The sequence below is a fragment of the Devosia sp. 63-57 genome, assembly GCF_001899045.1.
Classification (GTDB): Bacteria; Pseudomonadota; Alphaproteobacteria; order Rhizobiales; family Devosiaceae; genus Devosia; species Devosia equisanguinis.
The window spans coordinates 561,546-585,548 of record NZ_MKUY01000005.1; the positions used below are offsets into that span (position 1 = coordinate 561,546).

Genomic DNA, 24,003 nt, shown 5'->3' on the forward strand with positions numbered 1-24,003 from the left:
ACACCGCGCTCATGAGCGCAAAATGCCACATAAACCGGCCACAATTGCCAAGGAAAACCGATGCTGTCGCAGTTTGAGCCCCGATTGGCCGCTTGTGGTGTGTTCGGCCCGCTTCTGTTAACCGCTCGGTAACCATTGGTTTCCCTAGAGTGAGGAACAGGGTAGAAGCGGCCCGGTGATCTTCTGGAACAGGTCTGCTTGATGGATTTCCGCATTTCTGCCGATGACCGTGTTGGTGCCCAGCCCGCGCAAAAGGGCAAGTCGCAGCCGCGCGCTGCCGCCAAGGGCCAACGCATCGAGCCGAGCATCGGCCAGTCCATGGGCTTGTTATCCGATCGCGAACGCCCCGTCGGCGGTGGTTCGGGCGCGGGTGGCGGTGGCGGACGCAAGCCGCCCAAGGCGCAGAAGCCGGAAAAGCCGCGCCGCGGCAAGGCCGAGACCGCAAAACCCCGCAAGAAGCGCCGTTCCGGCGGCTTCCTCATGGGCCTGCTCTGGTGGGGCTTTGTCGCCTGTCTCTGGGGCGGTCTCGCCGTTATCGGCGTCATCGTCTATTACGGCGCGCAATTGCCGGCCTCCAATACCTGGGCCATTCCCGAGCGTCCGCCCAATATCCGCATTCTCGCGGCCGATGGCAGCCTGATCTCCAATCGCGGCCAGACCGGCGGCGAAGCCGTCACCTTCCGCGAGCTGCCCTATTATGTGCCCGCGGCCTTCATCGCCTCCGAAGACCGCCGCTTCATGAGCCATTTTGGCGTCGACCCCATCGGCCTCATCTCCGTGGCCATCGAATCCGTGCAGGCGCGCGGTGTCACCCGCGGCGCCTCCACCCTCACCCAGCAGGTGGCCAAGAATCTATTCCTCACCCCCGACCAGACCCTGGGCCGCAAGGTGCAGGAAGCCATCCTGGCCATCTGGCTCGAACAGAATTTCACCAAGGAAGAAATCCTCGAACTCTATATGAACCGCGTCTATTTCGGCGCCGGTGCGACGGGGATCGAGGCGGCGGCGCAGACCTATTTCGGCGTCTCCGCGCGCAATCTCTCCCTCGGTCAGGCAGCCATGCTGGTGGGCATCCTGCCGGCGCCCTCGGCTTACAATCCCAAGGTCAATCCCGAGCGCGCCATCGAGCGGCAGCGCCTCGTGCTCAACCTCATGGCGCAGGAAGGCTATATCACCGCCGAGGAAGCCTCGGCCGCCCGCATCGACCCCGACCAGACGGTGCGCACCCGCGTCGCCGGTTCCGAATCCTATGTGGCCGACTGGGTCGAAAGCCTGATGACTGCCTATATCGGCGACATCCAGAGCGACGTCGTGGTGCAGACCACCATCGACTACAAGATGCAAAAGGATGCCGAATTCATCGTCAGGGAAGCCGTGGCCGAAGAAGGCGCCAAGCGCGGCTTCAGCCAGGGCGCCCTGGTGGCCATGGATGTCGACGGCACCGTGCGCGCCATGGTGGGCGGCGTCGATTACCAGGCGAGCCAGTATAACCGCGCCGTCACCGCCAAGCGCCAGCCCGGCTCGACCTTCAAGCCCTTCGTCTATCTCGCCGCCATGGAAAAGGGCTATACGCCCGACACTTTGGCGGAGGACGCCCAGTTCGATTACAACGGCTGGAGCCCGCGCAACGCCTCGGGCAAATATGCCGGCACGGTGACGCTGCGGCAGGGCCTGGCCTATTCGCTCAACACCATTGCCGGGCGTCTGGCCATCGACGTCACCCCCGAAAAGGTGATCGAAGTGGCCATGCGCATGGGCATTTCCTCGCCCCTCACCCCGGTGCCCTCCATCGCGCTGGGCACCCAGGAGGTGAGCCTGCTCGAATTGACCAGCGCCTATGCTCCTTTCGCCAATGGCGGCAATGGCGTCATTCCCAATGTCATCACCAAGATCGAGGATGTCAGCGGCAAGGTGCTCTATGAGGCTTCCGATGCCGGCCCGGGCCGCGTGGTCGACCCCAAGGTGCTCTCCGAGATGAACGACATGCTCAAGACCGCCGTCGAGGTGGGCACCGGGCGTGGCGCCAATATCGGCGGCTGGGACGTGGCCGGCAAGACCGGCACCAGCCAGGAATCGCGCGACGCCCTCTTTGTCGGCTATACCTCGGCCATGGTCACCGGCGTCTGGCTCGGCAATGACGACAACAAGGGCACCAAGCTTTCGGGCGGCAATGTGCCCGCCACGATCTGGCACAATTTCATGACCAAGGCTTTGGCCGGCAAGAACCCGGCGCCGATTCCCAGCGGCTCCTATGCCGGCCAGGTCATCGCCCAGCAGCTGGTCGACCCCAATACCGGCCTGCCGGTCGTCGATCCAGCTACCGGCCAGTCACAGGTGCAATATGTCGATGGCGGCACCGGCCAGCCGGTGCAGACCACGATCGACCCGGCAACCGGGCAGGTGGTGGCCATCGATCCCACCACGGGCCAGCCGATCCAGGGCCTGCAGCCGCTGGCCCAGCAGACCAGCAATCCGCCGATCCAGACCAACCAGATGGTCGATCCGGCGACCGGCATGCCGGTGACCAATGGCGCCGATCCCTGGGCCCAGCCCGGCCAGACCGTGACCTATGATGCCAATGGCCAGGTCATCGATCCCAATGCCGGTCTGGTGCAGGACCCCAATGCCGGCCTCAACGCCGCGCCGATCGATCCCGAAACCGGTCTGCCGATGACGCTGATCGTCGACCCTGCCACCGGCCAGCAGGTCTGGGTGCCCAGCGCCCCGGCGACGCAGAACCAGCAGGTCATCACCCAGCAGAACAACGCCTTCGCGCCACCGGCCGCCGTAGAACAACAGCCCACCTATCAGGGCGAGCGCCAGCAACGCACGCTGATGGACCTGATCTTCGGCAACTGAGCCGTGAAAACCAAAAGCCCCGGATCGCTCCGGGGCTTTTTGTATTTTCGGGCTGGTCTGGCCCCCACCACAGTTCCGCCCTCGGGCTCGACCCGAGGGCCTCTCCAGGCCAAACGAGCTTTGGCGAAAGGCGCTGGTGCGCCCCCATCAATCGGAAATGTTCACTTTGAGCGCATCGGGAGGCACCGAGGCTTCGGCTCCTGCTCGCCCTCCCCCTTCTACAGGGGGAGGTTAGGTGGGGGTTCTGCAGGTTCAGCAAACGCCCATGAACGAACGATTCCTGGATGGTTCAGCACCCTCCCCAACACACAAAAAAGCCCCGGACAATCCGGGGCTCGCTTGTGGCGCCAAGGCCATGGGCGCCGTCAGATCACCACGATCGGCGCCCCATTGGGCACGCGGTCATAAAGATCGATGATGTCGTGGAACAAGAGCCGCACGCAGCCGCTCGACACCGCCTTGCCGATAGACACCACGTCCATGGTGCCATGCACGCGATAGAGCGTGTCGCGATTGCCCTGGTGGATATAGAGCGCGCGGGCACCCAGCGCGTTGAGCAGCCCCGGCGGCTGGCCGTGGCGATACATTTCCAGCTCGGGCTGGCGGTCGATCATTTCCGCAGGCGGCGTCCAGACCGGCCATTTGCGCTTATAGGCGATATGGCCCTTGCCGCTCCATTCGAAGCCGGCGCGGCCCAGGCCCACGCCATAGCGCATGGCCCGGCCATTGGGCAAAGTGAGGTAGAGGTAGTAATTGGCGGTGTCGACCACCACCGTGCCCTCCTTCTCGCCGGTGATATTGTCCACTTCCTGGCGCCAGAAGCGCGGGGCCATCATCGAGATGTCGGCGGCGGGCACCGGATGCTCCTCTTCCGGGCGGGCCGCATACATGGCCAGCACATCGGCGGGCACGACCGGACGCACCGGTTCGGCGGGAGCAGTGACGCGGCTGGCGCCGGTGGTGGAGCAGCCGGCAAGGGCGAGGGCGGCCAGGCTGGCAAAACCAGCCATGACGGCGCGACGCGACAGGGTCGCGTCCTGAGCAAAAGTCATGATGTCATCCTTGGCCCCGTTGGGGCGTGGGAAATAGGGAAATTGAAGCGGGTACGGGCGAGCGGATCAGGCCGCGCGCGGCGGTCGCAACACGTCCATCCCCGAGGAGGCCGGCTCATCGGCATCCAGCACCAGCGGCAGCGAGGTGGCGGGCGCCACCTGCGGCAGCCCCGCAATCTCCACCGGAATGGCATGGTGCGGGCCGCAGGGCATGACAATGCCCGAGCCCAGGTCGATCTCGCCCCGTTGCACGCTCACCAGCACCGGAATGGCGGTGTTTTCGGCGTCGACATGGTTCAGCACCACAATGGGCGTGCTCACATAGCGATGGGCATGCGCCGTCGTCGCTCCGGCCAGGGAGGCGAAGGCGAAAACCAGGGCGATGAGGGCTACCAGACGCTGCATGGCACCCTGATAGAACAAGGAATAAGGCAGGATGGAGGCAGTTTGCTCATGCGCCCTCCTTCCCGGGCGCCTGCCAGGCCATAAGTCCGCGACCGTGTGCTTTTAGCCACGCTCGGCCCCGCTCCATATCGGGCAGGGTGCGCTCCACCGTCGCCCAGAAGGCCGGCGAATGGTTCATTTCCACCAGATGCGCCACCTCGTGCGCGGCCACATAATCGAGCACATGCGGCGGCGCCAGGATCAGCCGCCAATTGTAGTTGATGGTGCCGCTCGACGAGCACGAGCCCCAGCGGCTCGATTGGCTGCGCAGCCGGATCTGCTTGACCTCGACCCCCAGCCGCCCGGCATGCCAGTGGCTCTGGCGTTCCAGATCGACCAGCGCCTCGGCCTTGAGCCAATCATAGAGCCGCCGCGGCTGATGCGCCGTATCCCCCGGCACCAGCAGCACCGGGCTGCCCGAAACCTCGCCGCGCTCGACCCGGCCGCGCAGGCTGCCCAGCGCCGCGACCCGGTGCGGCACGCCGCGCAGCGGCACCATAGTGCCCGCTTCCAGCCTCTGCGCCTGCGCCGTGCGCGGCAGCCGCGCCGCCAGCCAGTGCCGATGCCGCTGCAGAAATGCCTCCGCCTCGCTCCAGCGCGCCCCCTCGGGCAGCGTCAACAGCGGCCCGGCGGCCGGCAACGACAGCCGAAAACTGCGCGACCGCTTGCTGACGCGCACGCTGACGCTCACCGGCTCGCCATCGAGCTCGATCTTGGTACTGGCGGGAACGGCGCTGCCGCGCGGGCGCAGAAAGGAAAACATGGAGCCCCAGAATCACGAAGCCCAAGCCTAACCCAGCCACGCCCGCCCCGAAATGCCGCGCCGTGCCCCGCACCCGATCGTGAAGCCTGTGTCTTAACCCTTCATTCACCATAAACCCACTTGGGGGGAGCCGCCTGGATGCTCATGCATTGCATTTATATCAAATACGAGGCAGCCCCATGGCCCATCACACCCCGATGCCCGACGCCTATATCGCCGAATTCCTCGACCTGGCGCGCTCGGCCAATGTCAGTTTCGACATCACCAATGACCGCCTGCACATGCGCATGGTCAATCCCGACTGGACCCTGTGGTCCCCCATCCGTCACCTGCTCGACGAAATCGGCCAGGAACAAATCGAAGCCTTCCTCCGCCGCGAAACCGCCGCGCAAGACCTGGTCGCCCGCAGCGCTCAAGCCAGTGCGGAGCGCCTGCATCTGGCGGTGGAGGTGATGCGGACCCCCACCTAGCATCCGGTCCCTTCTCCTCCCCCTTCTATAGGGGGAGGCCGGGTGGGGGTTCTCTTCCCTATCCCCAATGCTAATCTCGTCCAAGGAGCCCCCATGGACGACCCCGTCACTTTCGCCCGCCAACTCCGCCGCCGGCAGACCCCTGCCGAGCGCAAGTTCTGGGCGATCCTCCATCCGTGGCGGATCGGCGGTCTTCATTGGCGGCGTCAGTCACCCATCGGCCCCTATGTGGTGGACTTCATCTGCAAGAGCCAAAAGCTTATCGTCGAGATCGACGGCGAAACCCACTACCTCGAGGGCGGCCCGGCCCACGACCAACGCCGAACCGCCTCTCTCGAAACCCGCCGCTACCGCGTTGTTCGCTTCACCAACCATGAGGTGATGCACAACCCCGAAGGTGTTTTCACCATGCTGACCGGCCTTCTCGGCCCACCATCGCCCGAGCCCAAAACACCCCCACCTAACCTCCCCCTATAACAGGGGGAGGGACCCATCCAGCCCGCCGCACCCTCAGTGCCCCCCCTTCTCCTCCCCCTCCTAAAGGGGGAGGCCGGGTGGGGGTTCTTCGTCTGGGTGAAGCCGAGACGTGAATGCGCACCTAACATGCGCTGGCCAGTTCCCCATTGGCCGGTCGGCGACATCCCGGCACGATCACCGAAAGCCCCCCACCTAACCTCCCCCTGCAGAAGGCGGAGAGACACATCCCGCCCGCCGCACCCTCAGCGAAACCCCTCTTCCCCTCCCCCTCCTACAGGGGGAGGGAGCCATCTAGTATGCCACGATATCTCTGCCAAACCCTGTCCTTCTCCTCCCCCTTCTTCAGGGGGAGGTCGGGTGGGGGTTCTTCAACGTGTTCACCGCTCAGCAGGCTGCGGCAACGCATATTGGGGGCGCAGCGTCGAAGCCAGCGCGGTGCTGCTGCACCTAGCGGTGGAGGTGATGCGGGAGTGAGTGTAGGCGAACTGCATTCGCTCATCCTCAGTGCCCCCGGCTTAGTGGCTTCCAGTCCTGAGCAGGTCGATCTGCCTAGTTACGATTTGTGCAGCGTCACTCATCCAGTTGAGACCGCCCACTGTTCCTTCCAAAATTGAAAGGTTATTAGCTGCAACCAACGCTGCTGAAAGTAGGGAGATCACTATAATTTTTGATGTTGTCGTCGATAGGTCGCTGATGCTCTTTTTGACAGTCTGGTCGATATAGTCTGCCCCATATCCAAATACCCTAATGACTAAATTCTCAAGCGTTCTCGCGGCGGCGAGGGCAGCATTTTTGGACGCTTTTTGTGGGTCTGCTATGAATTTTTGCACTTCAAGCAAGGTCTTAGGAACTTCGGGGTCCGCTAAATCAGGCTCCTTTGTGAAAGAACTAACAACATGACCCAAAGTTTGAGATAAGGCGGCAATATCTACTGAAGAAAAATCCAATGTTTCAGACGCATTTGAGAATGCTCTCCAGTCTGAAAATTGTGCCAAGTACATACTCACGCTTGACACATGAGCAAGAAGCAAAGCAGAAGTTGCGTCTGGAAGCTCAGAGGAAAAAACCTTTGCCAGATGATCGCAGGCATTATTAGATATTCCTATTAGTATCGGGCTATCACCGCTACAAAGGCGGCCTTGTAGCTCTTCCATGTTCCGCAACAATCTGGGATCACAGTTAGAATTTTTTAACTCACCTATTAAACTAGCACCTCGCCTGATTATGTCGTCACGAGCCACGCTCGCAATTTCCTCGCGACCCGGTATCGGAGAGCTGTTCTGAGGTTTGACGGCCAGCTTGCCGTCTTCAATCTCAAACTGGACAGGCGATATTTTTTGCTCTGGTACGATTGATCGTAGTCGTGACGAATCCTTCATTATTGAGGAGTTGTCAGAAACTAATCTTTCTACCTCAAAGCTTTGCTCAACACCGTCTCTGACTGCATACAATATTCTGTCAAGAAGATCATAAACAGATGACGTCGGACGAAGATCCAGCAAGGGCCCCAATTCCACGTGGTGGGGCTCGTTTCGCAACCTAATGGGACGAGATACGTATAGTTCATGCGCGACACGCTTAAAATCTTCATCGTTTAGCAGCCCTTTAATTCCAAGCTGAAGCTGCCTGAGAAGCGAGTTGGCCTGCTCATAGCGACCATATCTACGAGCTTCCATGTAGAAATTTGCAAATCTGAAGCGTACTTGTTCAAATTTCAGATATTCAGCTTCAACGATGTCTGGTGGTAGCTTTCCGCGTCGCCCAGCGGCATCAAACGACTGCCTAGCGGCGTTGATCGCATCATTTAGCGTTAGTAGGTCAGTTTGATAGATCAACTAGCCCCCCAATTGGTTCGACGCAAACGGACCTAATTTTGCTCATTCAGCAGTGATACCTTGCGGACGTCAATGCGCCTCATCCCAATTCTTGGCCGGTTGCGCATCCACCTGGATCGGCACTGACAACCGCACCGCCGGCTCTGCTGCGCCTTCCATCACCCGCTTGATCACCGGGATGGCCTGGTCTTCCGTTCCCTCGGGCACTTCGAAAATCAGTTCGTCGTGGACCTGCAGCAGCATGTCGGCGTCGACGCCGGCCTTCTGCAATTCGCCCTCCATGCGGATCATGGCCCGGCGGATGATGTCGGCGGCGCTGCCCTGGATGGGGGCGTTGATAGAGGCGCGTTCGACGAAGGCGCGTTCGCTGGGATTGCCGGAATTGGCGTTTGGGAACTGGATTTTGCGGCCGAACAGCGTGGTGACATGGCCCTCGGCCTTCACCCGGGTGCGCTGGGCGTCCATATAGTCCTTGATGCCCGGAAACCGCTCGAAATAGGTCTTGATATACTCCCCCGCCACCGAGCGCTCGATGCCCAGCTGATTGGCGAGGCCAAAGGCGGAAATCCCGTAGATGATGCCGAAATTGATCGCCTTGGCGCGCCGGCGCACATCGGAGGGCATGCCCTCAACCGGCACGTTGAACATCTCGCTCGCCGTCATGGCGTGAATGTCCAGACCCTCCTCGAACGCATCTTTGAGCGCCTGGATATCGGCGATATGGGCCAGGACGCGCAGTTCGATCTGGCTATAGTCGGCCGAGATCAGCACCTTTCCGGGCGGCGCGACGAAGGCGCTGCGGATTTTCCGCCCATCCTCGGTGCGCACCGGAATGTTCTGCAGGTTCGGATCGTTGGACGAGAGCCGCCCGGTCAGCACCGAGGCCTGGCTATAGGAGGTGTGCACGCGGCCGGTGCGCGGATTGATATAGGTGGGCAGGGCGTCGGTATAGGTGCCCTTGAGCTTGGTCAGCTGCCGCCAGTCGACAATGGTGCGCGCCAGCGGAATGCCCTTCAGCGCCAGATCTTCGAGCACATCGGCCCCGGTCGACCAGGCGCCGGTCTTGGTCTTGGTGCCGCCTTCGAGCCCCATCTTGTCGAACAGGATTTCGCCCAGCTGCTTGGGCGAGCCGAGATTGAAACTCTGTCCCGCCAGTTCATGCGCCTCGGCCTCGAAAGCGGCGGCGCGCTGCGCGAAATCGCCCGAAAGCCGGGCCAGGATCTGCCGGTCCACCATGATCCCGCGCGCTTCCATGCGTGCCAGCACCGGGGCCAGCGGCCGCTCCAGCGTTTCGTAGAGCGTGGTGGCATTTTCGGCAGATAGCCGCGGCTTCAGCACATGCCAGAGCCGCAATGTGACATCGGCATCCTCGGCGGCATAGCGCGCCGCGGCGGCGATATCGAGCTGGTCAAACGTCTTCTGGTTCTTGCCGGTGCCGGCCAGCTCGGTGAACGAAATGCATTTGTGCTCGAGCCAATGGTCGGCCAAGACGTCCATGCCATTATAGCGCGGGCCATCAAGCGCATAGGAGATGAGCATGGTGTCGTCGATCGGCGCCAGGGCGATGCCGTAGCGCTCCAGCACCTCCATGTCATATTTGACATTCTGCCCGATCTTGAGGATGGAGGCGTCTTCGAGCACGGGCTTGAGTGCGGCCAACACGTCGCGAATGGGCAATTGCCCCTCGACCAGCCCGCCCCCGCCCAACAGGTCGCCGGGCAGCGCATGGCCGACCGGGATATAGCAGCCCTCCCCGATTGCGGTGGAGAGGCAGATGCCGACGAGATCGGCCATTTGCGGATCGAGCCCGGTGGTCTCGGTGTCGATGGAGACCCGGCCCGTGTCGACGATCTTGTCCACCCATGCCGCCAGCCGCTCCGGCGTGGTCACGATCTCATAGGCGTCGTAATCGACCGGGATGGCCTTGACGCGCGCATGCTCCTCGGCGGCGTGGCGAGCCGGGCCGGTGCCCGGCGTCGCATTGGCGGCCAGCTTGGCCTTGGCCACGGACAGCGAGGTGGATTTCTGCGGCGCGCCGACATCGGTGGACCCGCCGGCCTTGAGCTCCGGATCGGCTTCAAAATCGTCGGGATTGGCCTCGAGCAAGGTCGCCAGCCGCTTGGTAATGGTGGCGAATTCCATCGCCTTGAGGAAGGGGAACAGCGCCGAAGGCCGCATCGGCTGGCGCACCAGCCCATCGAGACCGATGTCGACCGGCACGTTCTGCTCGAGCGTTACCAAACGCTTGGAAATCCGCGCCAATTCGGCATTGTCGATCAGCTTCTGCCGCCGCGCCGGCTGCTTGATCTCCTCGGCGCGGCTCAAGAGCGTCTCGAGATCGCCATAGGCATTGATCAGCTCGGCGGCGGTTTTCACCCCGATCCCCGGCACGCCCGGCACATTGTCGACGCTGTCGCCGCAGAGCGCCTGCACGTCGATCACCTTGTCGGGCGTGACGCCGAACTTGGTCATCACCTCGTCCGGCCCGATCCAGCGCAAAGGCGGCTGTCCGGGGCGCGGAATGGTGTCGAGCAGGCGGATCGAGCCATCGGGCTCCACCAGCTGCATCAGGTCCTTGTCCGAGGAGGCGATGGTGACCTTCATGCCGGCCTGGCGTGCCATCACCGCATAAGTGGCCATGATGTCGTCGGCTTCCCAGCCTTCCATTTCGATGGAGGGAATGGAAAAGGCCCGCGTCGCCGAGCGGGTCAGCGGAAATTGCGGCACCAGTTCCTCGGGCGCGGGCGGGCGCTGGGCCTTGTAATCGGGATAGATGTCGTCGCGAAACGTCTTGCCCTTGGCGTCGAAGATGACGGCCATATGGGTGGGGGCCTCATCGCCATCCATGTCCTGGGTCAGCTTGAACAGCATGTTGCAAAAGCCCTGGACACAGCCTACCGGCAACCCGTCCGACTTGCGGCTGAGCGGCGGCAAAGCGTGGAAGGCGCGGAAAATATAACCCGAGCCATCGACGAGCAGCAGATGCATGAGGCGATTCCTTATTCTTGCGGGCGCAACTTTACCGTCTTGCCGCCGATAAAGGCACCCACTTTTGCCAGGGTCTGTCAGTGGCAAACAGAAAGCAAATCCTGGCCTCCGCAATGGACCTAGGATTGCCACTTTCATCGGCTACACACAGAATTGAAACTTGGTAGACTGTTCTACCTTGGTAGTTTGCGGCACCCCGGAAGGATAAGATTTGCAACCGATCCCAGCCCAGCAACGGGGGGACCTCCTCTTGGTGGTGGACGACGACGCCCTGATCACGCTCAATACGGTCGATCTCCTGACCGAGATGGGCTATCGGGCGCTCGAAGCCTATTCCGGTGCCGAAGCGCTGGAGATTTTGCGCCAGCGTCAGGATGTCGGCGCGATGATCACCGATTTTTCCATGCCGGGCATGACCGGGGTGCAATTGGCCGAGGCGGCGCGTGGGTTGCATCCGGGCCTGCCGATCCTGCTCGCCACCGGCTATGCCGAATTGCCCGATGGCGCCCATTGCGATTTTCCGCGGCTCGAAAAGCCGTTTCGCCAGGAAGAGCTGGCCCGCAAGATCGAGGCACTGCTGGCGCGCGCCGCCAGCTGATCAGCGCCGCGTGACGCCAGCCATGCGGCCATTGCCGCCGGGCGGAATGGCCAGCGTCACCACCACGCTGGCGGCCGTGGCAATTTCGGGCGCGCGTTCGGCCCACTCCACCAGGACGATGGCTTCGGGATCATCCAGCAAGCCCAGTTCGACCACCTCGCTGGCATCGGCCAGTCGATAAAGATCGGCATGCAGCACCGGCGCCAGCGGTGTGTCATAAGGCTGGACGATGGCAAAAGTGGGCGAGGGCACTTCAAGCGCCGTGTCGCCGGCAAGGGCCCTGATCACGGCACGAGCCAGGGCGGTCTTGCCGGCGCCGAGATCCCCTTCCAGTCGCACGATATCGCCCGGCTGCAGTGTCGCCGCCAGCGTCGCGCCAAAGGCTGCGGTCGCATCGTCATCGGGCAGGAAGGTCTCGTTCAGCACTTGGCTCGGCTCCTCTTCTCCGTCCCCGGAGAGGGCAGAGGGTTATCGCATATGGGCTTGAGCCCTCATCCACAACGATCAGCAGGGCGCTCGCTGGCGATAAGTTGGCACGGTGCTCCCCATCCACCTTTAAACCCTCGGGCTCGACCCGAGGGCGGCATGATGCTCATTGCTCCTGTCGCGTCAAAGCCAGCCACACAGGCGATGCAACTCCTCTCCCTCCTTCAGGGGGAGGCTGGGAGGGGGTGTGCAGCAGGCCCAAACCCATGAACGATCGTCCTGCCCGCAACGCCTTCCTGCTGCAATCTACTCCGCCACTCCCGCCACGGCGCTATCGAGTGGCAGGTTGACGATGATGCGGCTGCCCTTGGGCTCGCGCCGTTCCGCCGAGATGGTGCCGCCATGCAGGTTGACGAAGGTCCGCACGATCGAGAGCGCCAGCCCGGCGCCGCGCTGGCGGCCGCTGGCCTGGGTCGTATCCAGCCGGGTCAGAATGGCCGATTTCATCTCGTCGGTCAGGCCCGGGCCCTCATCCTCGATGACGAACAGCATACGGCCGGCGCGATGGCCCACGGTGAGGCGGATTTCTCCACCCGGCGGCGAGAAGCGCGCGGCGTTGGACAAGAGATTATAGAGCACCTGCACGATGCGGGTGCCGTCGGCGACGAATTCGGGCAGGCTCGGCTCGATGTCGATGACCAGGTTCGGCGGTTCACCCGAAAGGTCATGCAGCGAGGCGGTAAGGCCGGCGCGCGCCTTTTCGACGAGGCTGGTGACATCCTGCGGTTCCGGATTGAGCTCGGCAATGCCGGCATCCACCGAAGCCAGGTCGAGAATATTGTCGATCAGCACGGCCAGCGTGACCGAGGAAGCCCGGATATAGTCGAGATATTCGCGCTGGCGCGGATTGAGGTTTTCGCCCTCGGCCTCGGCCAGAAAATCGGAAAAGCCGATAATATTGGTGAGCGGCGAGCGCAATTCGTAGGAGACGTTTTCGACAAAGGCGTCCTTGAGCCGATCGGCGGCCACCAGCGCGTCATTGCGTTCCTTGAGCACCTTGGAATAGCCGGCACTCTCGGTGACATCGAGAAAGGTCATCATCGTCTGCCCATCGGGCAGGCGGGTGATGGCATAATCCACCAACCGCCCGTCGGAGCGGTTGATGCGGCCGGTCTGATCGGTGCGGGTGGGATTGAGGTCGATGATACCGCGCTTGAGATCACGCCAGATCGAAGCGCCGTCCTCGGGAATGGCGCGGCCGGAGGCCTCGGCGATCTGGTCGATATGCGGATTGGCGCCCAATTCGTTCATCGGCACCCGCCACAGCTTGGACAGTTGCGGATTGGACAGGGTCAGCCGACCATTGGTCCCGAACACGGCCACCGCCTCGGTCAGCGCGTTGATGGTCTCGCGCAGCACATTGGTAAAGGCCTTGTTGGTGCTTTCGAGCTTCAGTCGCTCGGTCAGGTCTTCAAAGACATAGATGACGCCACCCTGGGCCCCGGCCGGCGCCGAGATGACTTTTATGGTGCGGCCATCGGGCAGGTGCCAGGGTTCGGCCTCGAACGGCTCCTTGCGCGCATAGCTCTCCAGATGCCTGGTGCGCCAGGTATGATAGTCGACCTGGTTGGGCAATTGCCCCTCGGTGCGCAGCTTGTCGAGAATGGCGCGTTCATCCAGCCCCAGCACCAGAAAGCGCGGGTCGAGATTCCACAACCGCGCATAAGCCTGGTTGAATTGCACCAGTTCGCGCTTGGCGTTGAAGATGGCGATCGGTGTGCCCAGGGCGTCGATAATGCCGGCAATATGGGTGATGCCGGTCTCGGGCGGTGGCGGTTCTGCCGCCATGGCGCCGCTGGGGCGGAGATAGCCGGCGCGACCCTGGCCCACCGGAAATTCGATCAGCTCGAACTTGCCCTGCCGGCCGAGATCGAGTGGCAGGCTTACCGGCTGGTCGGTGGCGTCGCAGCGCTTGAGATGGTCGGCCAGTCGCTTGGCATCGAGCAATTCGGGCGTTTCGCCTTCGCCGCCCCAACCCAATGTACGGGCCAAAGCCAGATAAGCGGGATTAGCATAGATCAGCTGGTCGTCCTGGTCGCGCAGGAAAGCCGGTTTGGACAGCAGCGCCAGGATGGCGCGCGCACTGTCCATGTCCTCGGCGCTGCTGTCGCGCTCGGCATTGGGCTGGCTGAAGGCGGGGCGCAGGCGCAGCGCCGTCGCGCCGCCCATAACCCAGCCGCTGGCCCGTACCACGCGGCCGTCATTGGTCTCGATACTGGTGGAAAAGCTCTGCCCATGCAGGCGCAGATCCTCGATATGGCGCGCCAGCCGATTGGCCTGGGAGGGTGGCAGCCAGCTGTGCAGGTTGAGGACGCTCTGGGGCGGGCGGCCGATCGGCAGCACCGAGGCGGCCTGCCCCAGCACCCGCGCCTGCCCATCTTCCTGCTCGGTCCACAACACCGTCAGCTCGCGATTGCCCGCGATCAGGTTCTCATATTCGTCGACCAATGCGCGCAGGCTCGACACCTGTTCGGCCGCCAGGCGCTTGGTGGCGCGGCTGTCCCTGAGCAGGGTGCGCACCGCCAGCATGGCGATCAGGCCGAAGCCGCCGGCGCCAACTGCGATCGCAATGGGGGCGATGCCGCCCAAATTTGCCACGGAAAGACCCTGTGCCGAGGCGGGGGCGGCCATCATCAGGGTAAGTGGGGCTGTGGCGACGCCAACGAATCCCCAACGCTTCCGGAACCGATCCGGCGCCATAGACGGCCCTCTTTCATTCTTGTTGCGCTGCCAGTCCGGCCAGGAGGGCCGGTACGCCTGCACTTGAAAACCGAAGCGGTCGACGCAAAAGCGCAGTGCGCTTCCATCCGCCCCGAACGGTCCGCGTGTCCCCCCGCGTTCCGAATCATCCAGACCATAGCGGTCCGAACATGGGGGCAAAAGAGTCTTCCTGCCTGTGCGTTGCGGGCAAATGCCCCTCAAAGCTCTTGACCGGGAACGAAACAGAAACCTTTAAGAAAGATTAACGCCAGTGTTTCATCCAAGGGTTTCACCGGGGAAAACAGGTCGCGTGGTTAATCGATTTTAAGAGAGTTTGCGGCCCTGGCTCACCTCCGGCCCGACCCGAGGGCGACATTGCGCCGTTGCGCTCCTCTCTCGCCCAGCACCCGATGCGGCTCCTCCCCCTTCTTCAGGGGGAGGTTGGGAGGGGGTGTGCAGCGCGCGCCGGCCAAACTGCCTGGACAAAAACTGCGTCCAGATTGCTCGGAATGGCTGAATCACCCAAAAAACCAAAAAGGCGCAGCGCATTGCTGCGCCACGCCTCCGATCATCGTGTCCCCCCAGGTCGGAGGCAACGCCTCTTAGTAGCGGTATTCGCCTGATTTGAACGGGCCGTTCTGGCTGACGCCGATATAGTCGGCCTGGTCCTTGGTCAGCTTGGTCAGCTTGGCGCCCAGCTTGGCCAGGTGCAATTCGGCGACCTTTTCGTCGAGATGCTTGGGCAGCACATGCACCTTCTTCTCGAGCTTGGCGCCATTGGTCCACAGCTCGATCTGCGCCAGCGTCTGGTTGGAGAAGCTGGCCGACATCACGAAGCTCGGATGGCCGGTGGCATTGCCCAGATTGACCAGGCGCCCCTCGGACAGCACGATCAGGCGCTTGCCATCGGGCTTTTCGACCAGGTCCACCTGCGGCTTCACATTGGTCCACTTGAAGTTGCGCAGCGCCGCGATCTGAATCTCGTTGTCGAAATGCCCGATATTGCAGACGATGGCCATGTCCTTGAGCTTGCGCATGTCGTCGAGCGTCAGCACGTCGCGATTGCCGGTGGCGGTGACGACGATATCGGCGCGCGGGGCGGCCTCTTCCAGCGTCACCACCTCGAAGCCTTCCATGGCCGCCTGCAGGGCGCAGATCGGGTCGACTTCGGTCACCAGCACGCGGGCACCGGCGCCGCGCAGCGATTCTGCCGAGCCCTTGCCGACATCGCCATAGCCGCAGACGATCGCCACCTTGCCGGCCAGCATCACATCGGTGCCGCGACGAATGGCATCGACCAGCGATTCACGGGTGCCATACTTGTTGTCGAACTTGGACTTGGTGACCGAGTCATTGACGTTGATGGCCGGGAAGGGCAGCTCGCCCTTGGCATGCAGCTGGTAGAGGCGCATCACGCCCGTGGTGGTTTCCTCGGACACGCCGCGGATGGCGGCGCGGATGCTCGAATAGAAGTTCGGATTCTGGGCCAGGCGCTTCTTGATGGTGGCAAAGAAGATTTCTTCTTCCTCATTGCCCGGCTTGTCGAGAATGGAGGGATCCTTCTCGGCCTTGGAGCCGGTCAGCACCAGCATGGTGGCGTCGCCGCCATCGTCGAGGATCATGTTGGGCGTGCCACCATCGCCCCACTGCATCATCCGGTCGGTAAATTCCCAATATTCGTCCAGCGTCTCGCCCTTATGCGCAAACACCGGAATGCCGGCTGCTGCGATGGCGGCGGCGGCATGGTCCTGGGTCGAGAAGATATTGCAGCTGACCCAGCGTACATCGGCGCCCAGCGCCACCAGCGTCTCGATCAGCACCGCGGTCTGCACCGTCATGTGCAGCGAACCGGCAATGCGTGCGCCCTTCAGCGGCTGGGCCGCGGCATATTCCTCGCGGATCGCCATCAGGCCCGGCATTTCGATTTCGGCGATGGAGATTTCCTTGCGGCCGAAATCGGCGAGGGCGATGTCCTTGACCGCGTAATCGGTCGGGCTCTTGGTCATGTCTGGCTCCGGAATGCTTGATATCTTGGCCTTGTCTATACGGGAGCCCCGGTTACCGATCAATGACAGACATAAAGATTTGTTTATATCCCCTTTATACCGCGCCGCTCAGCTGCGGTAGATGCGGTCGCGGCTGCGCCGCTTGCGGAAGGGCAGGGCGCAAAAGCGCACCAGCCCAGACAGCACCAGATAGCCGAGGATGAACCCGCCGCCGGCATAGAGAATGCCCTCCATGGTCACCGGCACGGCAGGCTTGTAGTTCTCCAGCGTCCGCCGTCCGATATCGGTGTCGAGATAGGCGGGCAGCGATTGCAGCCGCTGCAGCGGATCGGCGCCCTGGATACGCTCCAGCGTCGAGCTGAGCTGTTCATAGCGCAGGAAAGTGCGGTTCATGCTGTCGCCGCGTTCGGCGAGAAAGCTGTCGGTGGAGGCTTCGTAACGGTCGAGCGCGCTTTCCCGGTCGAGCCCGCTCTCGGCTGCGGCGCGGTCGAAATCCTCGGTAATGACCCGCAATTCGTCCACCGCCCCGCCCAGGCGCTGGGTATATTGCTGCGCATATTCGGGAAACTGGCTGAGCGTCACCGCCAGCCCGATCCCACCGACCCCCGCAATGAACTGCCTCAACACATCGGTTCTCCACCCAATTGCCGGACCAGCACTATTGCGCAGTCTCTGGGCAAGAAAAAGTCAGCGCCGCCGCTGGTGATGGTCGCAAAACTCAAGATATCAGGGTCTGGTTAAGTCTCGGCCCCGTCGACATCCTCGTCAAAGCCGTTATTGACCAGTTCGACAATGGCCTCGAGCGCTTCGCGCGCCTGCTTGCCGGTGGCCTGCACCAGAATGGTCGAGCCGGGCCCCGCGCCCAGCATCATCAGGCCCATGATCGAATTGCCGGCCACCGATGTACCATCCTTGATCACGCTGATGGCGGCGTCGAAGCATTCGGCGGTGCGCACGAAGCGCGCCGAGGCGCGCGCATGCAGGCCCTTGCGATTGAGAATCGTCAGTTGCTGGGCAACCGCCCGGCCGGAACCGGCGTCCATGATGTCAGGCTCCACCCAGAACGGCATTGGCCACGGTGATGTATTTCTTGCCCGCTTCCTGCGCCATGGCAACAGCCTGCTGCATGGTCATCTCGCCGCGAATGCGACCCAGCTTGACCAGCATGGGCAGGTTGACCCCGGCAATCACCTCGACATTGCGGTTCTGCATCACCGAAATGGCCAGGTTCGAGGGCGTGCCGCCGAACATGTCGGTGAGAATGATCACACCGTCCCCGGTTTCGGCCCGGTCGATGGCGGCCAGAATGTCCTCGCGCCTTGTTTCGGCATTGTCTTCTGGTCCTATGGCGATGGTTTCGCAATAGTCCTGCGGGCCGACAACATGTTCCAGCGCCAGCTTGAATTCATCAGCCAGCGCGCCATGCGTCACCAGAACCAACCCGATCATGCACAATCCCCAGATGGCCGCTCAACTGCGGATTGTTCCGCACGGCGGTCGTTCAGCCCCTTGCCGGCGGCATCGCCGGAGCCCCAAAGGCAGGTGCTCCATAGTTTTGCCGCCATGGAGAATCGTTGCAAGGGATAATTTGTCACGCTTGTGTGGGTTGTCCGCTTGCGCGCAGCGCCGCGACCACCAGCAGAATCTGGTGACCCAGACTCACCACCCCGGTCTGCGGCACCGGCGCGCGCGCCAGCATATGCCCGAAAAGCTCGGTCTGCAGCTCCTCTTCCTCCACCAGCCGCATCAGATCGGGCACGAGATCGACCACCAGATGCAGTTCCGCCTGGTCCTGATGCGGGCAGGTGATGATGCCGCGCCCGCGCAATTCGATCATGCCCGCGAGGCGCGGCGGCGCCCGCATGACGAGGTTTTCCCCCTCATCCACGATATCGACGCGGTCATCGGCGATCAGTGCCGCCTCCAGCCCCCGCCCTTCCCAGCGATCCAGCAGCGCCAGCGTCAGCACCGACTTGCCGGCGCCCGAAGGCCCGCGCAGCAGAACGCCCTTCCCCCCAAGAACCAATGCGGTTCCATGCACATTGTTTGGCTTGTTCATCCCGCCAGTCTATTTGCGGGCTTTTGGCAGCACAATTGTAAAAACCGCGCCGGACCGGTCGGTGCGATTATGCGCCCGGATCGTGCCCTTATGCGCATCCACGATCTGCTTGGAAATGGAGAGGCCCAGGCCCGAATGATTGCCGAAACTCTCGGTTTCGGGCCGGTCGGTATAGAAGCGCTGGAAGATGCGGGTGACATCGCCGGTGATCCCTGGCCCCTCGTCGGTGACCGTCACCTGCATGGTGTCGCCCTCGGTGGACACAGCCACGCTGACTGTGCCGCCGGGCGGCGAGAAGGACACCGCATTGTCGATGAGATTGGCAAAGACCTGCGCCAGACGGCTTTCATGCCCGGATATGGTGGTCGAGCCCTTGCCCAGCCGCTTGCCCATGACGACGTTGACGTCGCGTCCTGCGGCCACGTCGCGCTGGATGGCCACCATGGCTTCGGCCAGTTTTTCGACATCCACCGCTTCGGCGCTTTCACGCGCCAGTTCGGCATCCAACCGGCTGGCGCTGGAAATATCGGTGATCAGCCGGTCGAGGCGCTTCACATCGTGCTGGATGATGGCGTTGAGCCGCTCGCGATCTTCCGGCTTCTTGGCAAGGGGCAGGGTTTCCACGGCCGAGCGCAGCGAGGTCAGCGGGTTCTTGAGTTCATGCGCAACGTCGGCGGCAAAGCGTTCGATGGCCTCGATGCGATTGTACAGCGCGTCGGTCATCCGCCGCAGCGCATAGGACAGGTGGCCGATCTCGTCGGGGCGGTAGGTGAGGTCGGGAATTTCGGCGCGGGCATTGCCGGCGGTCTGCACCCGTTCGGCTGCCGCCGACAGGCGCCGCATCGGCCCGGCTATGGTGCCGGCCAGCAAAAGTGACAGGGCGATCTGCACCGCAGCCGCGATCAGCGCGATGCGCAATATGCTCCAGCGCTCCTGCGTCACCACCGAATCGATATCGCCCGGCGCGGTCGAGAGCAGGATCACCCCGACAATGGCGCGCAGGCGCTGCACCGGCACGGCCACCGAGACCACGAGATGGTTTTGCGCGTCGACGCGCACGAAATCGGCCGGGGCACCCTGCAGCGCCGAGGCGACCTCGGGATAGCGCGTGCCTTCGTTCGCCTCGTATTCCTGGTATTTTGGGTAATTGTCGCCCGGCGACCAGGCCATGAAGGCATTCCACCAGTCCACCAGGAAGAACGAGCCGTTCTGGCTGGTATCGATGGTTTTGCGCAGCACTTCGCCCCGGGCATAGATGTTCTCGCTGTCGAGAATCAGCAGGCCCTGCTGGTCATAGATGCGGGCGCGGGTGCGGGTGGGGGTGATGAGGTTGCGCAAGAGCGGCGCCACCCGTTCCGGACTGATGGGGAATTCAAGCGTCGGATCGAAATAGGACAGCGGGGAGACATTGCCCGCCTGGAGTTCCAGCAGGCGATCGGGATTGACCGAGATCACGTCGCTGTCGACCGTGGCCGAGGCGGCAATGGCGGCGGCGATGATTTCGCCCTGCACGCGCAGCGATTGCACCCGCGCATCGATCAGCCCGGCGCGCCACTGGTTGAGGTAGAGAATGCCCACCACCAGCACCAGGAGCCCGGCCATGTTGAGCACGACGATGCGGCGGGTGAGGCTGGAAAAGATGGTGATGTCGAGAAAGCGGCGAATGCCGGCCACGCCCTTGCGCAACCAGCGCGCCAGGGGACGAAGCCCACCGCGCGCCGGGCGCAACGTGCTCTTGCCCGTCGCCGCATCGTCGCTGCGGGGGCGCCCCTCGTCGAGCTCTGGATCGAGCGTGGCCACCTTTTTCGCCTATTGCTCCTTGAAGCGATAGCCGACGCCATACAGCGTCTCGATCATCTCGAAGTCGTCGTCGGTGGACTTGAACTTCTTGCGCAGCCGCTTGATGTGGCTGTCGATGGTGCGGTCGTCGACATAGACCTGGTCGTCATAGGCGGCGTCCATCAGCGCATTGCGCGATTTCACCACACCGGGACGCAGGGCCAGCGCCTGCAGGATCAAAAACTCGGTGACGGTGAGGGTGACGCGCTGACCCTTCCAGGTACAGGTATGGCGTTCCTCGTCCATGACCAGCGAGCCGCGCTCGATCAGCGCCTTGCCCGGCATCGGTTCGGCGCCGGGTGTGCCGGCAGCCGCGGAGGGGTCGCGCGGGGCGGAGCGGCGCAGGATCGCCTTGACGCGTTCGACCAGGAGACGCTGGCTGAACGGCTTGGTGATGAAATCGTCGGCGCCCATCTTGAGGCCGAACAATTCGTCGATCTCTTCATCCTTACTGGTGAGGAAGATCACCGGCACATCCGATTTCTGCCGCAGCCGCCGCAGCAGCTCCATGCCGTCCATGCGCGGCATCTTGATATCGAGAATGGCCAGGTCCGGCTTATCGGTGGTCAGGCCTTCGAGGCCCGAGGCGCCATCAGTATAGGTTGCGACCTGATAGCCTTCCGCTTCCAGGGTCAGGGACACCGAGGTGAGAATATTGCGATCATCGTCCACTAGGGCGATCTTGGGCATGTTCTGCCTTTCTCTTCGTGACGCTTGTCGGCGCGCGCATCAGCGCAATAGAGCCGTTGGTGCGACGTTCAAGCGACAATTACGCACTAAATAAGGCGGGGCCAAGCCTGGTGCCAGGGCGTCGGGACATTTCCAGCGTCTCAGACTTCCGTCTTACGACCGATTTCGGGATGGTTGAACCCATCCTGTCACCCGTATTTTCCGCCCATCGGCTGCCCGTGCTGGCAGCGTCAGTGGAGACGGAATGATGACCGCGTTCGACCATGTGTCCCTGCGCACCCAAATTGCGACTGCCGCCCAATTGTTGAGCGACAACGCCATCGCCCCGGAACTGGTTGCCCTGGCGCTCTCCGCCGGCGAGCCGAAGCTGACCGCCGATGGTGCGCTTTCGGTGCGCACCGGTGCCTTTACCGGTCGCTCGCCCAAGGACAAATATATCGTTCGCGATGCCCTGACCGAGAACAGCGTCTGGTGGGACAATTCGGGCGCCATGGCGCCGGAAAGGTTCGACCTGCTGCTCGCCGACGTCACCGCTCATCTCGCCGGTCAGGACCTGTTCCGCCAGGACCTGCTCGCCGGGGCCGATCCGCGCCACCAATATGCCGTCACCGTGCTGACCCCAAGCGCCTGGCATGCCCTGTTCATCCGCAATCTCCTGATCCGCCGCGGCGAGGGCATCGACGCATCCCCCGGCGCGACAGCGGTCACCATCGTGCACGCCCCCCATTTCAAGGCCGATCCGGCCCGTCATGGCTGCCGCACCGATACCGTCATCGTGCTCGATATGAGCCGCAACCTCGTCATCATCGCCGGCACGCTCTATGCCGGCGAGATCAAGAAGAGCGTCTTCAGCCTCTTCAACTTCCACGCCCCGCGCAATAATGTGCTGCCCATGCATTGCTCGGCCAATCTCGGCCCCAATGGCGAGGCAGCTCTGTTCTTCGGCCTTTCCGGCACCGGCAAGACCACGCTCTCCAATGATCCCGATCGGCCCCTGATCGGCGACGACGAGCATGGCTGGAGCGATGACGGCGTCTTCAATCTCGAAGGCGGGTGTTATGCCAAGACCGTCAAACTTTCGGCCAGCGCCGAGCCCGAAATCTTCGCCGCCACCAAGCGCTTTGGCACGGTGCTCGAAAATGTCGTGCTCGACGACACAAGCGTGCCCGACTTCAACGATATCTCGCTGACCGAAAATACCCGCGCCGCCTATCCCATCCATGTCCTGCCCTCGATCGCCCCGGGCAGCACTGGCGGCACGCCGAAAACCGTGGTGTTCCTCACCGCCGATGCCTTCGGCGTCCTGCCGCCTTTGGCCCGGCTCACCCCGGAACAGGCGGTCTATCACTTCCTCTCCGGCTACACCGCCAAGGTGGCCGGCACCGAGCGCGGTGTCACCGAACCGCAGGCCACGTTCTCGGCCTGTTTCGGCGCCCCCTTCATGCCGCTGCACCCCACCGTCTATGGCGACATGCTGGCCCAGCGCCTCAAGGCCAGCGGCGCCCAGGCCTGGTTGCTCAATACCGGCTGGACCGGCGGCGGCTATGGCGTGGGCAAGCGCATCGACATCGCCTCCACCCGCCGCCTGCTGACGGCAGCTTTGGATGGCTCGCTCGACATGATCGACATGCGCTTTGATCCGCTCTTCGGCTTCGAAGTGCCGCTGCATGTCGCTGGCGTCGACGACAAGCTGCTCGATCCGCGCCGCACCTGGGTCGATGGCGATGCCTATGACGCCCAGGCGACGAAATTGGTGGAGCTGTTCCGCCGGAATTTCGAAAAATTCGGCCCCGACGCCAATGCCGAGGCCGGTCCCCGGCTGCAAATGGCGGCCGAATAAGCAAGGGGCGGCCCTCGGGACCGCCCCTTCTCTTTGCGATCGATGTCGCGGGCCGGTTAGAGATCGACCTCGTCATCGCCCAGCCCATCCACCTCGGCGGCGGCGCGGCGCAGGATTTCGGCGGCCCGGCGCTGCTGCTCTTCGCTGCCCCGCCGGGCCTTCTTCAAAGCCAGCTTCAGCGCCTTGCGCGCCGCTTCCAGCTCCGGCGTTGCATCATGCATCGGCCGGTCATGCTCATGCCGTCCGGGTCCGCCGCCATGGCGCTCGCCCCAATGCGGCGGCACCGGGCCATCCTCGGCGCGGCCCTCGCCCTGGAACGGCCAGTCGGCCCGCACGAATTCGCGAAAGCGGTTCATCTGCTCGCCGGTCTTGGCCAGGAAATCCAGGGTCGAGGCGACGGCCTCGCGGTTTTCCTCCAGATGCGCCTTGCCCTCTTCGGTAATGGCATAAAGCTTCTTGTTGCCATCGGCCGCCGAGGTCACATAACCGGCCTCCTCGAGGAAGGTCAGCGCCGGATAGACAATGCCGGGGCTGGGCGAATAGACCCCGTTCGAGCGCTCTTCCACCGCCTTGATCAGGTCATAGCCGTGCCGGGGCTGCTGCTCGATCAGATAGAGTGCCACCAGCCGCAGGTCGCCCGAGGCCAGCATGCGCCCGACGCGCATATTGCCACCCCAATTGCCGAATTCGTCATCGGCCATGCGCTGCATGCGCCCCCAGCCGCGCCGCGCCATCTGCTCGAACTTGCGCCAGTTCGGCTCGCCGTCTTTCCAATAGCTCATGGTTATATCTCCAGATATGTTTTCAAACCCGTGGCCTGGAGATCGGCACGGCAAAGACCAGTTTCAAGATATATCTTACGATCAAATTTCGCACAGCGACGACAGCGCTCGGGCC

General features: G+C 63.0%; 20 protein-coding genes. 5 read left to right on the forward strand and 15 right to left on the reverse strand.

Features of this window, described 5'->3' with window-relative positions:
• Nucleotides 1-201 precede the first annotated feature (201 nt).
• Nucleotides 202-2,859, forward strand: a complete 2,658-nt coding sequence (locus BGO80_RS11035) for a PBP1A family penicillin-binding protein (protein WP_286721496.1) — start codon at nt 202-204, stop codon at nt 2,857-2,859.
• 365 nt (nt 2,860-3,224) lie between these two features.
• Here BGO80_RS11035 and BGO80_RS11040 read toward each other — a convergent pair whose 3' ends face one another.
• The 3 genes from BGO80_RS11040 to BGO80_RS11050 form a co-directional block, all read right to left on the reverse strand.
• Nucleotides 3,225-3,911, reverse strand: coding sequence for a L,D-transpeptidase (locus BGO80_RS11040; RefSeq protein WP_223214200.1), 687 nt, complete (start codon nt 3,909-3,911; stop codon nt 3,225-3,227).
• A gap of 66 nt (nt 3,912-3,977) precedes the next feature.
• On the reverse strand, nt 3,978-4,316 hold the full coding sequence (locus BGO80_RS11045; RefSeq protein ID WP_286721497.1) for a hypothetical protein: 339 nt from the start codon (nt 4,314-4,316) through the stop codon (nt 3,978-3,980).
• Nucleotides 4,317-4,362: 46 nt separating this feature from the next.
• Nucleotides 4,363-5,118 carry a M48 family metallopeptidase gene (locus BGO80_RS11050; RefSeq protein WP_286721498.1) on the reverse strand — a complete coding sequence of 252 codons (756 nt, stop codon included), beginning with the start codon at nt 5,116-5,118 and terminating at the stop codon, nt 4,363-4,365.
• Nucleotides 5,119-5,297: 179 nt separating this feature from the next.
• On the opposite strand from BGO80_RS11050, the gene BGO80_RS11055 reads away from it, so the two are divergent.
• Both BGO80_RS11055 and BGO80_RS11060 read left to right on the forward strand, forming a co-directional pair.
• Nucleotides 5,298-5,588, forward strand: coding sequence for a hypothetical protein (locus BGO80_RS11055; protein ID WP_126150805.1), 291 nt, complete (start codon nt 5,298-5,300; stop codon nt 5,586-5,588).
• Nucleotides 5,589-5,681: 93 nt separating this feature from the next.
• Nucleotides 5,682-6,065, forward strand: a complete 384-nt coding sequence (locus tag BGO80_RS11060) for an endonuclease domain-containing protein (protein WP_286721500.1) — start codon at nt 5,682-5,684, stop codon at nt 6,063-6,065.
• Nucleotides 6,066-6,580: 515 nt separating this feature from the next.
• Here BGO80_RS11060 and BGO80_RS11065 read toward each other — a convergent pair.
• Complete coding sequence (locus tag BGO80_RS11065; RefSeq protein ID WP_286721502.1) at nt 6,581-7,900, reverse strand: hypothetical protein; 1,320 nt, start codon at nt 7,898-7,900, stop codon at nt 6,581-6,583.
• 69 nt (nt 7,901-7,969) lie between these two features.
• Complete coding sequence (gene polA, locus BGO80_RS11070) at nt 7,970-10,888, reverse strand: DNA polymerase I (RefSeq protein WP_286721504.1); 2,919 nt, start codon at nt 10,886-10,888, stop codon at nt 7,970-7,972.
• Between the two features lie 256 nt (nt 10,889-11,144).
• On the opposite strand from polA, the gene BGO80_RS11075 reads away from it, so the two are divergent.
• A complete protein-coding gene (locus BGO80_RS11075) occupies nt 11,145-11,486 on the forward strand; it encodes a response regulator (RefSeq protein WP_223214123.1) in 342 nt (113 codons plus the stop codon).
• Here BGO80_RS11075 and tsaE read toward each other — a convergent pair whose 3' ends face one another.
• The 9 genes from tsaE to BGO80_RS11120 form a co-directional block, all read right to left on the reverse strand.
• A complete protein-coding gene (gene tsaE / locus BGO80_RS11080) occupies nt 11,487-11,912 on the reverse strand; it encodes a tRNA (adenosine(37)-N6)-threonylcarbamoyltransferase complex ATPase subunit type 1 TsaE (RefSeq protein WP_286721507.1) in 426 nt (141 codons plus the stop codon).
• 306 nt (nt 11,913-12,218) lie between these two features.
• A complete protein-coding gene (locus tag BGO80_RS11085) occupies nt 12,219-14,570 on the reverse strand; it encodes a sensor histidine kinase (protein WP_286721509.1) in 2,352 nt (783 codons plus the stop codon).
• A gap of 704 nt (nt 14,571-15,274) precedes the next feature.
• Entirely contained in the window at nt 15,275-16,678 is a 1,404-nt protein-coding gene (ahcY, locus tag BGO80_RS11090; RefSeq protein WP_286721511.1) for an adenosylhomocysteinase, read from the reverse strand.
• A gap of 108 nt (nt 16,679-16,786) precedes the next feature.
• Nucleotides 16,787-17,305: a DUF2937 family protein gene (locus tag BGO80_RS11095; RefSeq protein WP_286721512.1), complete on the reverse strand. Its 519-nt coding sequence runs from the start codon at nt 17,303-17,305 to the stop codon at nt 16,787-16,789.
• A 110-nt stretch (nt 17,306-17,415) separates the two neighbouring features.
• A complete protein-coding gene (locus tag BGO80_RS11100) occupies nt 17,416-17,721 on the reverse strand; it encodes an HPr family phosphocarrier protein (RefSeq protein ID WP_126149730.1) in 306 nt (101 codons plus the stop codon).
• Between the two features lie 4 nt (nt 17,722-17,725).
• Entirely contained in the window at nt 17,726-18,127 is a 402-nt protein-coding gene (locus tag BGO80_RS11105) for a PTS sugar transporter subunit IIA (RefSeq protein WP_286721515.1), read from the reverse strand.
• Between the two features lie 142 nt (nt 18,128-18,269).
• The gene (locus BGO80_RS11110; RefSeq protein WP_286721517.1) at nt 18,270-18,737 is read right to left on the reverse strand and encodes an HPr kinase/phosphorylase; all 468 of its coding nucleotides are present in this window, start codon (nt 18,735-18,737) and stop codon (nt 18,270-18,272) included.
• Nucleotides 18,738-18,746: 9 nt separating this feature from the next.
• Nucleotides 18,747-20,537, reverse strand: coding sequence for a sensor histidine kinase (locus BGO80_RS11115; protein ID WP_286721519.1), 1,791 nt, complete (start codon nt 20,535-20,537; stop codon nt 18,747-18,749).
• A 9-nt stretch (nt 20,538-20,546) separates the two neighbouring features.
• Entirely contained in the window at nt 20,547-21,266 is a 720-nt protein-coding gene (locus BGO80_RS11120; protein WP_126149733.1) for a response regulator transcription factor, read from the reverse strand.
• 247 nt (nt 21,267-21,513) lie between these two features.
• Here BGO80_RS11120 and pckA point away from each other — a divergent pair, with 247 nt between their 5' ends.
• Nucleotides 21,514-23,106, forward strand: coding sequence for a phosphoenolpyruvate carboxykinase (ATP) (pckA, locus tag BGO80_RS11125; protein ID WP_286721521.1), 1,593 nt, complete (start codon nt 21,514-21,516; stop codon nt 23,104-23,106).
• A gap of 56 nt (nt 23,107-23,162) precedes the next feature.
• Here the strand turns inward: pckA and BGO80_RS11130 are convergent, their stop codons facing one another.
• Nucleotides 23,163-23,888, reverse strand: a complete 726-nt coding sequence (locus BGO80_RS11130) for a PadR family transcriptional regulator (protein WP_126149735.1) — start codon at nt 23,886-23,888, stop codon at nt 23,163-23,165.
• Nucleotides 23,889-24,003 lie beyond the last annotated feature (115 nt).